This is a genomic window from Microbulbifer sp. HZ11 (genome assembly GCF_000708675.1).
Lineage (GTDB): Bacteria > Pseudomonadota > Gammaproteobacteria > Pseudomonadales > Cellvibrionaceae > Microbulbifer.
On the sequence record NZ_JELR01000001.1, the window covers coordinates 749,595 to 761,911 of the forward strand.

Annotated in this window: 10 protein-coding genes; 8 read left to right on the forward strand and 2 right to left on the reverse strand. The window is 52.4% G+C overall.

Features of this window, described 5'->3' with window-relative positions; genetic code table 11:
- Positions 1–37 precede the first annotated feature (37 nt).
- Positions 38–2,251: an OsmC domain/YcaO domain-containing protein gene (locus AU11_RS03245; protein ID WP_043316381.1), complete on the reverse strand. Its 2,214-nt coding sequence runs from the start codon at positions 2,249–2,251 to the stop codon at positions 38–40.
- A gap of 258 nt (positions 2,252–2,509) precedes the next feature.
- Here AU11_RS03245 and AU11_RS03250 point away from each other — a divergent pair, with 258 nt between their 5' ends.
- Positions 2,510–2,950: a hypothetical protein gene (locus AU11_RS03250; protein WP_043316383.1), complete on the forward strand. Its 441-nt coding sequence runs from the start codon at positions 2,510–2,512 to the stop codon at positions 2,948–2,950.
- Positions 2,951–3,011: 61 nt separating this feature from the next.
- Here the strand turns inward: AU11_RS03250 and dbpA are convergent, their stop codons facing one another.
- Positions 3,012–4,415 carry an ATP-dependent RNA helicase DbpA gene (gene dbpA / locus AU11_RS03255; RefSeq protein ID WP_231491515.1) on the reverse strand — a complete coding sequence of 468 codons (1,404 nt, stop codon included), beginning with the start codon at positions 4,413–4,415 and terminating at the stop codon, positions 3,012–3,014.
- A gap of 203 nt (positions 4,416–4,618) precedes the next feature.
- On the opposite strand from dbpA, the gene AU11_RS03260 reads away from it, so the two are divergent.
- The 7 genes from AU11_RS03260 (at position 4,619) to AU11_RS03290 (ending at position 12,316) form a co-directional block, all read left to right on the forward strand.
- Positions 4,619–5,761, forward strand: coding sequence for an NAD(P)/FAD-dependent oxidoreductase (locus AU11_RS03260; RefSeq protein WP_043316386.1), 1,143 nt, complete (start codon positions 4,619–4,621; stop codon positions 5,759–5,761).
- Between the two features lie 756 nt (positions 5,762–6,517).
- Positions 6,518–7,063, forward strand: coding sequence for a flavodoxin FldB (fldB, locus tag AU11_RS03265; protein ID WP_043316388.1), 546 nt, complete (start codon positions 6,518–6,520; stop codon positions 7,061–7,063).
- Complete coding sequence (locus AU11_RS03270; RefSeq protein WP_051686906.1) at positions 7,060–8,616, forward strand: AMP-binding protein; 1,557 nt, start codon at positions 7,060–7,062, stop codon at positions 8,614–8,616. The genes fldB and AU11_RS03270 overlap by 4 nt, the downstream gene beginning before the upstream one ends.
- Positions 8,607–9,455 (forward strand): hypothetical protein, encoded by an 849-nt coding sequence (locus AU11_RS03275; protein ID WP_043316390.1) that lies wholly within the window; start codon positions 8,607–8,609, stop codon positions 9,453–9,455. Before AU11_RS03270 ends, AU11_RS03275 begins: the two co-directional genes overlap by 10 nt.
- Positions 9,452–10,495: a 3-oxoacyl-ACP synthase III family protein gene (locus tag AU11_RS03280; protein WP_043316392.1), complete on the forward strand. Its 1,044-nt coding sequence runs from the start codon at positions 9,452–9,454 to the stop codon at positions 10,493–10,495. Before AU11_RS03275 ends, AU11_RS03280 begins: the two co-directional genes overlap by 4 nt.
- Before the next feature lie 55 nt (positions 10,496–10,550).
- Positions 10,551–10,805, forward strand: coding sequence for an acyl carrier protein (locus AU11_RS03285; protein WP_043316394.1), 255 nt, complete (start codon positions 10,551–10,553; stop codon positions 10,803–10,805).
- A 14-nt stretch (positions 10,806–10,819) separates the two neighbouring features.
- Positions 10,820–12,316 carry an NAD(P)/FAD-dependent oxidoreductase gene (locus tag AU11_RS03290; protein WP_043316397.1) on the forward strand — a complete coding sequence of 499 codons (1,497 nt, stop codon included), beginning with the start codon at positions 10,820–10,822 and terminating at the stop codon, positions 12,314–12,316.
- Position 12,317 lies beyond the last annotated feature (1 nt).

Here is a 12,317-nt window from a genome sequence, read left to right on the forward strand (position 1 = left end):
GGCCGGAATCCAGCCCCACCGGTTCCGCCCCCAGCACTCACCCCTGGAACCTAGCCGCCCGCGCCGCATGCAGCTTTTTATAGCTCTCAATCAAGCGCAGATGCTTGTCCAATCCTTCCAGCTGCATATTCGTCGGCGTCAGACCATAAAAACGCAGGCTGCCATCGACTGAGCCCACCACCGCATCCATGGTGGCCTCACCAAACATCCGGTTCAGGTTATAGCGATAATCTTCCAACGCCAGATCCTCATCCAGCGCAATCTCCAGCACCACTTGCACCGCACGATAGAACAACCCGCGTTCAACGGTATTGTCGTTGTACTGCAGGAAGGTCTCCACCAGCTCCAGCGCTTCTTCATGACGCTGCAGGGCGAGGTAAATGAGCAGCTTCAGCTCCAGAACGGTGAGCTGACCCCAGACGGTGTTCTCATCAAATTCCACACCAATCAGCGTAATGATGGTCTCGTAGTTGTCGATCTGGCTCTCTTCCAGTCGTTCAACCAGTTCCTCCAGCGCGTCATCTTCCAACCGGTGCAGGTTGAGAATGTCTTCGCGGTAGTCCAGTGCCTTGTTGGTGTTATCCCAGATCAGGTCTTCTACCGGATAAACCTCGGAATAGCCGGGTACCAGAATACGACAGGCCGATGCACCCAGGTCATCGTAGGTGGCCATATAGACCTCCTTGCCCATGTCTTCCAGGATTGCGAACAGGCGTTCCGCCTCGGCCTGGTTGGTATCTCCGTGATCGCCGGACTTGGTTTTCGGAGTAAAGTCCCACTCAACAAATGCATAATCGGATTTGGCGCTGAAGAAACGCCAGGAAACCACACCGGTGGAATCGATAAAATGCTCGACAAAGTTGTGCGGCTCGGTCACCGCCAGGCTATTGAAGGTCGGCGGTGGTACGTCGTTCAGACCTTCAAAGCTGCGGCCCTGCATCAGTTCGGTCAGACTGCGCTCCAGTGCCACATGCAGGCTCGGGTGCGCACCGAAGGACGCAAACACGCCGCCAGTGCGCGGATTCATCAGGGTCACGCACATCACCGGGAACTTGCCGCCGAGAGAGGCGTCCTTTACCAAAATCGGGAAGCCCTGCTTTTCCAGCTCTTCAATACCTTCGAGAATATCCGGGTACTTTTGCAGAATCTCTTTAGGTACATCCGGCAGCGCAATTTCCTGCTCCAGAATTTCCTTTTTCACCGCCCGCTCGAAGATTTCTGACAGGCACTGTACCTGGGCTTCCGCCAGAGTATTACCGGCACTCATACCATTACTAAGAAACAGGTTTTCGATCAGGTTGGACGGGAAATACACCGACTCGCCGTCTGACTTGCGCACAAACGGCAGGGAACAGATACCGCGGTCGGCACGACCAGAATTGGTATCAACCAGGTTAGAACCGCCCAGCTCCCCTTCCGGATCGTAAATCGCCCGGGTGTAGTCATCGAGAATGCCCGCAGGCAAGGCGTCGTCGTCTTCCAGTGCAAACCACTTTTCATTCGGGTAGTGCACGAACTCGGCATCGGCGAGTTCCTCGCCAAAGAACTGATCGTTGTAAAAGAAATTGCAGCTCAATCGCTCAATAAATTCGCCCAGCGCAGAACACAGAGCGCTCTCTTTTGTCGCTCCTTTACCATTGGTAAAACACATGGGCGAGGCTGCGTCGCGGATATGCAGAGACCAGACGTGGGGCACGATATTACGCCAGGAAGCAATCTCGATCTTCATACCCAGGTCGGCAAGAATTTTCGTCATATTGGCAATGGTCTGCTCCAGCGGTAGATCTTTGCCTTCGATAAAGGTCTGATGCTCCGCGTCCGGCTCCACCATGAGCAGCGCCTGGGCGTCCTCCGCCAGATTCTCCACCGTCTCAATCTGAAAGTCCGGACCGGTCTGGATCACCTTTTTCACGGTACAACGGTCGATGGAGCGCAGGATGCCCTGTCGGTCCCTCTCGGAGATATCCTCCGGCAATTCCACCTGGATTTTGAAGATCTGGTTGTAGCGGTCATCCGGGTCCACGATATTGTTCTGGGAAAGGCGGATGTTGTCGGTAGGAATATCCCGTGCCAGGCAGTACACCCGGACAAAATAGGCCGCACACAGGGCCGATGAAGCCAGGAAATAATCGAACGGGCTGGGGGCGGAACCGTCTCCCTTGTACCGGATCGGCTGATCCGTGATGACCGTGAAGTCATCGAATTTGGCTTCAAGTCGCAGGTTATCAAGGAAGTTGACGCTGATTTCCATGGAAACTACCGGTTTGGGGCTGAATGGGGACAATAAATGGCCAAGCGAAGCCGCGGCATTATCCCGATTTTTCCCCGCTTCGTCTTGCCAGAATATTAAGGGACCTCTGACCAAATCCGTGATACCTCAGGTATTGCGGACTTGATCCGAGGTATCTTAGAACCGGCCGGCCTTCTCGCAACTGTGATCCACCGCAAAGCACCGCCAGGCGCCGCATCTATACTCGCCACCTTATTCATCTCCACCTAAGAGGTACCCATGAAGCTCTTTAAGCACCTGAACAAGATCGTCCTCCCTCTTCTGATTACTGCCATCAGCGCCCCGAGTTTCGCCGCCAACAAGACAGGGGTTGGCCTCGGTGTCGCCCACGACCTGGGGCTGGGCGTGACCGCACAGTTGCGAGGAACTTCGATCTTTTTCAACAGCGACGCCATCGCCGTTGATATGCGCTTGCAGAACTTCAGCAACAATCTGGGCACCATGCATGCTTACATCGATGCGGGCGGCTTTTATCGGGACGGTGACGGGAATGGCGACTACTACCAGACCGGTATCCGCCTGCCGGTAGGCCTGAGCTTTGGTATCGCACCGAGCCTCGAGGCCTACATTCAGGCAGTACCGCACTACGGATTTAGCGATGTGGACTACTACGAAGGCTTCGACGTGGATGGCGCGCTGGGCATTCGTTTGCGCTTTTGATGGGATAGCTCCCCATTGCCACGAACCAGTGTGCAATGGGGTGCTCCGAACGTGAAAATGATCAAACACCGACGATACGTGCGCGGAACTTTCGGCCTTTGATTTTTCCGGCAGAGAGCTTGCTCAGTGCTTTCTTGGCCACGGGCCGCTCTACCGCCACAAAGGTAGAAAAATCGAACAGCTGAATCTTTCCGATCTGAGTGCCATCGATACCACCATCGCCGGTCAGGGCACCCACAACATCACCGGCACGCACCTTCTGTTTTTTGCCACCGTCAATCTGCAGCGTGGACATCACCGGACGTGTCGGCGCAAATCCCCGTGACAGCTCGGGCACTTCCAGCAGAGTAATTTTCTGCTGCATCAGCTCTTCCAGCCGTTCCAGCTTGTAAATTTCCTTTTTACTTACCATTGAGAGCGCCACGCCCTTCTGCCCTGCCCGTCCTGTACGACCAACGCGGTGCACATGCACCTCTGGATCACGGGATAGATGGTAATTCACTACCACCGGCAACTCTTCGATATCCAGCCCGCGCGCTGCCACATCCGTTGCCACCAGAACCGAGGCACTACCGTTGGCAAACAGCGCCAGGGTGCGGTCGCGGTCCTTCTGCTCCATATCTCCGTGCAGAGCCAGCGCGGCAAAGCCTGCGCGCTTGAGCGCTTGCGCGGCTTCTTCGGTTTCCTTTTTGGTATTGCAGAACACCAGCGCTGACGAGGCATCGTAACTGGCCAGTAGCTGGTACAGCGCCCCAGGGCGCGCTTCATTGTTTTCCACCCGGTAGTAGTTCTGCTCAATGGTGCTCTTGGTGTGCGCCGCGGCCACTTCCACCTTGACCGGGTCCCACAGCACGCGGGTTGCAAGTGCATCAATGGTTTTCGGGTAGGTAGCGGAAAACAGCAGTGTCTGACGCTCCTTCGGCAGCTCTGCCAGAATCTGATCCAGCACCGCCTGGAATCCCATATCCAGCATGCGGTCGGCTTCATCCAGCACCAGCGTATCCACATGGCTCAGATCGAGATTGCCCTTGCGCAGGTGGTCCTCAATTCGCCCCGGGGTACCGACCACGATATGAGCCCCGTGTTTGAGGGAACCGATCTGAGGCCCGAACGGCATACCACCGCACAGAGTCAGGATCTTGATGTTGTGGATGGCCCGCGCCAGCTTGCGCAGCTCCCGCGCCACCTGATCGGCCAGCTCCCGGGTCGGACACAGCACCAGAGACTGGACCCGAAACTGCTCGACCTTCAGCTTGTGCAATAACCCGAGACCAAACGCCACCGTCTTGCCGGAGCCTGTTTTGGCCTGCCCTATCACATCCTTCCCCGCAACAATCGCCGGCAGCGCCGCCGCCTGAATCTCGGTCAGTCGCTCGTAGCCCAAATCCTTCAGGTTCTTCAATAAGGGGTTTTGTAAAGGAAGAGACTGGAAATCGCGGGGGTGGTCAGCGTTGGCAATGGTCACAGCGGGAACTCGGATAGGGAAAATAGCCGCGTATTGTAGTTAAGGAGCGCGCGGTTTCCTATCCATATATCTTGAGCGAACAACCCGCAGTACACCTTTTCATGGCAGTCACCAGGCTTCTCTTGAGGTACGGGGTGTGATTTCATTCTGTAAGCAAGGCAGTAGCGCAGTAATCCGCGCTGGAACACTAGGAACTGTACAGTATGAAAACGGACATCGCGATCATAGGCGGGGGCCTTGCAGGCATGGCAATTGCCTGCGGACTCGAAACCGCGGGCATAGATTACCGCCTCATAGAACAGCGACAACTCCCAGTATCCGACGGTATGGGCATTGTCCTGCACCCTTCAGGGTTGCACGCACTGCACCTTCTTGGAGTGGATTACCAGCAGTTGAACGAGTACATACCCCTCAGCCACATGGTATTCGGAACGCCCAAACACAATAGCATCGCAGAGCAACCTGTAGGTTATGAGGGCTACCCGGTCGTATCGACATTACGTTCCACACTGCATCGATTGCTGTATCGCAACGTCGACATAAAGCGCTGCCTGCCACAACAGCAACTGGTTACAGTCGAACAGTTTGGAAGCTTTACACGCCTTACACTCTCCACAGGAGAGACAGTGGAGGCACGCAGTGTCCTTTTCACAGATGGGATTCACGGGTTTGAACCCGAAGCCGCAAAAATTGAACAGACCACACAAGGGGTCTGGCGCTGGCTGATAGACACCAACTTCGATCAGGAACGGGCGTACGAAATACACAACGGAAAATACCGCCTGGGGATCTTCCCGGTAACCAGCTCCCGCGCTTATGTATTTCTCAGTTCCCAACCATGTGCATTCAACCACGAATCCCGATACAGCAACAAAGACCTCCGACAGATACTGGAGCGTTTCGGCCAGGCTGGTGAGACGGTCAGTCGTAGCACCACCGAGCATACGAAGGTCCGATTCGACCGAATCACTGAGAACAAGGTGTGCTGGTTAAGCGATAGTGGATTCCTCCGAATAGGCGACGCTGCCCACGCAGTATCACCGAACCTGGGCATGGGTGCCTCCCTCGCGTTTGAAGACGCCGCAGAGTTGGTAAAGCTCATCAAGTCAAAACCCGAACCCAGGATCGATTCCGATCTGACACGAGCGTACATATCTGCAAGACATAAACGAGTCCTAAAAATAAAATCCTACTCAAGAATGTTCGGGAAAATCGCGCACCTGCCCGGGGAACGGCTAAACCACGTAAAACTCGCGGCAATTAAGTATTCCAGTCGCATACCAAAGATCGGAAACGGTGGCGCTATCTATAAGCCGTACTTCAAGCACACAGAGAAGACAGACTGATTCCGCCTGCATTATTTTCGGCCACTCACCACATGGACCTGGATTTTTTACCGCTACCGTCTCGCGCAAAAAACTCCGCTGCTTTCAAAGCTGAACCAGCGTGCAAGAAAAAATACGAATAAAATTCTCGAAAAACATCGCACGCAGCGATCAAAACCAAACAGATTGGACACGTGTACCATAAAATTAATACAACAAAAAAATTAATACACGCCTTGCGAGAACCCTGAAACAAAATCACACCCGCGTACCGATTAACAAACCAGAACAATGGTTCCAGGATTATCAAACTCGAAAAACCGGTTAAGTTGAAACCGATAAACACCCAAGAAACCGTCAAGCACGCAAAAACATCCTCTTCAGTAGAAACATATCTTCAACAACAAACACACCCGTACCAATACAGCCTCAGCGCGCAATTCCACATAAAGTTGAAACTCACGAAAACCCGATCTGGGCAGGTGCGACATTTCACCGCATTACACGCGAAAATAATTTTTTTGCGCATTGACGAAAAAAATAATTCCTGATGAAATGCGCCGCCTTGCTACTCAAGCAATCTTTTCCCATCGAAAAAACGTTATCGAGAATATTTTTTTACGAAGAATTTTTTATGTAACAAAACTTCGCTAGCGTACACCGCAGATCAATCGACACAGCGCGCCAAGTGGACCCGGAAAGTTTTCACGGGAAGCGAACTCGCTTTCCGTCACACCGTGGCCATGGGCATCAGAGTTACCATCGGATGGTTTTATTGTGAAAATTGGAATTTACTTCGACTCCACGTCTGGCAATACCGAAGTCGCAGCCAAGCAGATACATGACTTCTTCGGGGATGATCTCGCTGAACTGAACACGATTTCAGATGCGGGTTTTCCCGACCTGGAAATTTATGATCTCGTGATCTTTGGCATACCAACCTGGGACTACGGGCACTTACAATCGGACTGGGAAGAACTCTGGCCCGAGCTCGAAGAGACCGATCTTTCAAATGCGACAATCGCGCTGTTCGGCCTGGGGGACCAGTATGGATACCCTGAGTGGTACCTTGATGCCATGGGAATATTGCACGATCTATGTGTGGGAAAAGGAGCAGAGATCATTGGCCACTGGCCGAATCAGGGCTACGAATTTGAAAGCTCAAAAGCACTGACGGACGACGGGAAACATTTTGTCGGTCTCGCACTTGATGAAGACTGCCAACCGGAAAAGACAGAGCAACGTATTACAGACTGGTGTACTTCACTACTGCAACAGATGAGTAGTAAGTGCGATGCTGCTGCGGAGGTCTCTGCCGTATGATCAGCAACCCATGTTACCGCGAAAACCTCTCCGAGCTACTCCTTCGAAGCAGCGATAGATCTTCCACAGAGGTACTGTACCTGTACAAAGAAAGCCGAATAAAGCGGACACAATTTTCAGCTTCGGTCAGAGCACTTGCCAGCGAACTCGAGAGCGTGATCAATCCCGGTGACCACATACTGATCATGCTGAACGACTCGCCATCACTGGCGCAGATGTTCTTGGCAATCATCGCGGTAGGTGGCGTTCCAGCGATCATCAACCCAAAGATTCGCTGTGAAACCATCGAAGCTATGATTTCGCAGAAGACCCCCGCGTTCATTGTGACCTCCTTTGAAAAAGCGCATACGCTCCCCCATTGGTCTGATATCGAGATCATTCTTCTTGAAGAAGACTTGCAGGCTGATAATGGCCTCTCTCCTGAGCAGTATGGATTCGCGAAAGGTAATCCAGAATGGGATGATTTCTATGAGACATCCAGCGAAGCGCTCTGCTATCTGCAATATACATCCGGATCTACGGGCACACCGAAAGGGGTAATGCATTCCGCTGCAGGTACTTTGGCTTTCTGCGAGGCCGTCGCTGGGAAGCTGCTCAGCCTGAACAACCAACATGTGTGCTACTCAGCACCCAAAATGTTCTTTGGTTATGGCATGGGTAACTCGCTTTTTTTCCCGCTATACGCAGGCTGCACCGCTATTCTTGATGATGCCTGGCCCACACCCAAAGGAATTATCGACAACATCACCCGATACATGCCCTCTGTGCTGTTTGCCGTACCGGCCATTTACAATGCATTGCAAGGCCATGCGAGCCTGATAGCAAGATCAATCGAGCACGCGGTATCTGCCGGTGCCCCTCTTCCCGAAACCGAATACCGATACTGGTTGAAACAGGGCGTTGAAGTGTGTGACGGCATTGGCGCGACGGAAGTGGGACATATTTTTCTTGCCAATCGCCCGGGAAACACCCGTGCCGGAGCTACTGGCCGGGTGCTGCCGGGGTACGAGTGCATGCTCGTAGACGATAACGGCGACGAGATATCTGCGCCCGACACACAAGGGGTACTGCTGGTCAGAGGAGATAGTGTAAGTTCCGGCTATTACGGCCAACACGAAAAAACGTCTGAGAAATTCAATCAGGGGTGGTACCGGACGGGCGACAACTTTGTAATGGACGCCGACGGCTACTACTACTATCGAGGTCGCGAAGACGACATGTTCAAGGTAAATGGGCGCTGGGTGACTCCGGCTCTTATTGAACAGAGTCTGCTCGTGCAATTCCCCTCGTTGCTTGAGTGTGCTCTTGTTCCATCAAGTGGTGGCGCAACCCCCTCACAACCCATCCTGTTTCTGGTGGCGGATCAGAAGATTGTCACCGCACGGTCTGTGCTGGAATTTGTTCAGAATCGTTTCGACTCCTACATGCATCCCGTGGAAATTCTGTACCTCGATTCCCTTCCCAGAAATGACAACGGGAAAGTGGTTCGCAAAGAAATGACGATGATTGCAAGCCAGCACACCGAATCTGTGGAGACATCTGAATGCGCGTAATTGACGTTGATTGCCACCTTCCGGAACCCGCATTTAATAGCGTCGACCCAGGTGATAGTGATACCTACCCGATCCGTTACGCCCGGTTTGAAACCGGCAGTATCGGCGTGGACTATCTGCAACAAATGGCCGCCCGGATTCTACGCAGGCATCAGGTTAAAGCGGATGATATCGATCTGATTGTCTCTCTGTCGCTCGCGCCAGACCACTTGATCGGTGATACCAGTGTAATGGGGCCAAAAATCGGACACCCATTCCAAAGTGTGATCGGTGCGAACAAGGCTTTCGTTTTCGACCTGATGGAATCAAGCCTCGCCAAAGCACTTTCAATCATCAACACCCTGGCGATCGCCGAGTCCTACAGCAATATTTTAGTGATCCGATATGACAATAATCAGTCGTTTGATCCCGATCCCGAGAGTGGTTTTATAAGCTCCGACGGCGCTGCGATTGCCTTGCTGGAAGCGGATCGGCAACAAATTGCTGCGACATATCCCCTCAATCTAGACATTGAGCCGCTAAGCATCAATCTGAATACAAAAATCAAATCGGCAAATGACAAGAAAGGTCAGTTCAGCTTTGCTTATCACCCCAACCTTCAAAACACGGTCGAAAGCACCATCACCTCTACGCACAACCGGAATAGCGACCTGTACGACGACTACGTGATTGAATCCTGGATAGGTGGCGATTTATTAAACGCGGGGCCCTTCACATTCTTTCAATGGATGAAGAGCAATCTCGAAACAAATAGTGGAGCGACCGGCCTCTACTCGTATGACCCATTCGCATCAGCGATTGATTTCGTAACGTTGACCGTGAGCCAGGCTAAATCATGAAAAAGGCGAAAATAGCATCGATCGCGAGCCAGCTGCCCGCACGTCGATATAAAAATACTGATCCGGTCTTCAGCGAACTTCCTGAGATGTCAAAACTGTGGTGGCGTTTTTGGGGCATTGAAGAGCGCGGCTATTTCAGTCCCGAGCTCGGTGAGAATGAACTGACCGTTTCACTCTCCGTTCTCAGTCGCCTGCTGAAAGCCAACAATCTGAAAGCTGAGGATATTGATCTTATCATTTGCGCAGCATCTTGCCCTGTGTTGACAGATATCGGCAGCGTGAAAGCGGTCAATGCTCCGCGCCTGTATCCGAGATTGAGCCGGGTATTGCGTGAAGAAGCAGGCCTGACGAATGCCATGCACTTTGATATCCAGATGGAATGCGCAAGCTTTTTACTGGGTCAGAAGCTTGCAGCCTCGTTCATCGAGCAAGGGAAAGTCAGAAACGCAATCGTTCTTTGCTGTGAGTACATCTCCAACATGATGGACTACACCGACCGAAGTTCCACAATATTTTCCGACGGATGCGCAGCGACACTACTCACCGTCAGTGACGATGAAGGCGAGCTGCTCGCTAGCGCACAACACAGCGATGCTACACATTACACGATCGCCACAGGGAAATGGCGCCTCCCATCAAATGGGTGCCAGACAGCGCCCACAAAGCTTTACTTCACCCTGGACGAAGATGGCCAGAAGCAGATGCAGGAATTTGTTCCGCAAAATGTACCCATCGCAATTCACCGTGCCCTGGAAAAAGCGGATCTGAAAAGTGACAAGATCAGCGAATTCGTGTTTCACCAGCCATCTCCCCTCCTCGTGCACGCCTGGGCATCCGGCGTCGACTGCCCTGAAGAGAAATATCTCACAACCATGGATAAGGCGGGCGTCATGGTGTCCGCTTCTATCCCCTATACCCTGCATCAATCCCTGAAGCAGGCACGTATCCAGAAAGGTGACACTATCGTAATGGCTGGCGCGGCGACGGGATGGGGGTTTGCGGCACAGGTGTGGCGTGTCGGCGATATCGTTATCTGCTGAACATATTTAATTTAACCGGGGGAGTCCCCCAAATTTTCTCTAAACAGGTGACATTATGGACAATCTTATCGAGACGATCAGAAGCCTCGCAATCGAAGCCGGCGAGCTGGAAGACACGGAAATCGGTCTTCAGGACAACCTGGAAGACGTAGGCCTGGATTCTCTGGCCGGGCTGGAGATCACGGTAGGCTTGGAGAAAAAGTATAAAGTAAAGGTTCCACCGTCCCGCTATGAAGAAATGGTGACCATTCAGGCCATTGCCGATCTGATCAATGAACTGGTCGACGCGAAAGAAGCAGCGACCGCCTGATCGAGATTTGTTCAATGAAGGAACGAGCGAAAATTTTCGCTGACGAACTGGTCGTTGGTGCAGGTCTTACCGGGCTGGTCTACGGGAATGTAGCCGCCGCTTCCGGGAAACGTGTGGTTGTCATAGACAAACACACAAAAGTTGGTGGCTATGCCACCAACTTTTCCCGTAAAGGCGAATATATATTCGATTGCAGTCTTCACAAGATTACCGGGTTCGGCAAAAACGGAAACCTCGAAGATGCGTTGACCCGTACGGGACTCATTGACCTTGTGGACTTTGAGACCTACGAACACTTGACGAACATCTTTATCGGAAAGCGAAACCTTCGTCTGTCTGCACACCCTGAGCAATTCATAGCTCAGTTACTGCAGGCGTTCCCCGATGAGGCTGAGTCAATACAGCGTTTCGTCTCAGATATAAAAGGCTGCGGCTATCAGAACTACATGATCGCACGATTGGCTCTGGGCGAGCACGAACTCAGTCTGGATGAAATCGTGCGTGGGCGGAAACTAAGTCGAATCACTACATACGACTATCTCTGCGAGCTATTCAACAACCGGGAACTGATTACGCTATTTTGTGCAATTGCAATCAATCTTGGTGTAGAAGCCTATGAAGTCGATGCGCTGTACTTCCTCCATTTTGCTTACACGTTCTTCTTTACAGAGAAACGTTTTGTCAAAGGATCGTCACAGGCGCTATCTGACACCCTGGCCGGTGAGTTTACACGTCGCGGCGGTCAATTGATCGTCCGAGAGGAGGTAAACCGCTTGAAGGTGAAAGAAGGCACCGTCACCGGCTGCCTGACCAGACGGTACGACATAACCGCAGGACACACCGTGTTCACCGGTTGCCCCAATCAGATTATCGATCTCAGCCCTTCAACGACAGAGTTAGATCGTTTCGCTGAAAAGTTGGAATCTCTGGAGTTCGGGCTGGGTGCCTTTATCGTCTATCTCGGACTGGACAGACCGCCGAAGGATATCGGGATAACAGAAGACGACTATCTGTTCGCTTCGACGCAGTACCTGGACTGCGCAGAAGGACTCGCCGCATCCGACGAGCGGTATCAGCACTGGCCGCTTTCGGTATCAAACTACTCGGTACTCGATTCCTCCTACGGAAACGTCATCCAACTCGAAGTACTGGATCATCAGTCTGACTGGTTCGAACTGGATCGTCAGACATACAAGAAACGGAAAATTGCGATTGCACAACTATTGATCGATCGTTTTGCGTCACATTTTCCGGATATCAAAAAGCACATTCGGTATTTCGACGTATCGACGCCGAAGACCAGTAAAAAGTTCACCAACTCGTACGGTGGGTCCTCTTTCGGGTACAAACCAACGCCGAAAAGAAACGTGCGATTTCTACAGAAACCACCATTTCAGGGGCTTCAGTTTGTCGGAACCTGGATAAACGGAGCCGGTTACGAACCCGCCATGTGCCTCGGGTTTACCGCCGCCACCATCCGCAATCGACAACCGATCCCAGAAGGAGCATAAG

Bases quoted from the DNA above. Each gene is read 5' to 3' on its own strand.
- AU11_RS03245 (WP_043316381.1), bottom strand. From the start codon at position 2,251: ATGGAAATCAGCGTCAACTTCCTTGATAACCTGCGACTTGAAGCCAAA.
- AU11_RS03250 (WP_043316383.1), top strand. From the start codon at position 2,510: ATGAAGCTCTTTAAGCACCTGAACAAGATCGTCCTCCCTCTTCTGATT.
- AU11_RS03260 (WP_043316386.1), top strand. From the start codon at position 4,619: ATGAAAACGGACATCGCGATCATAGGCGGGGGCCTTGCAGGCATGGCA.
- AU11_RS03270 (WP_051686906.1), top strand. From the start codon at position 7,060: ATGATCAGCAACCCATGTTACCGCGAAAACCTCTCCGAGCTACTCCTT.
- AU11_RS03275 (WP_043316390.1), top strand. From the start codon at position 8,607: ATGCGCGTAATTGACGTTGATTGCCACCTTCCGGAACCCGCATTTAAT.
- AU11_RS03280 (WP_043316392.1), top strand. From the start codon at position 9,452: ATGAAAAAGGCGAAAATAGCATCGATCGCGAGCCAGCTGCCCGCACGT.
- AU11_RS03285 (WP_043316394.1), top strand. From the start codon at position 10,551: ATGGACAATCTTATCGAGACGATCAGAAGCCTCGCAATCGAAGCCGGC.
- AU11_RS03290 (WP_043316397.1), top strand. From the start codon at position 10,820: ATGAAGGAACGAGCGAAAATTTTCGCTGACGAACTGGTCGTTGGTGCA.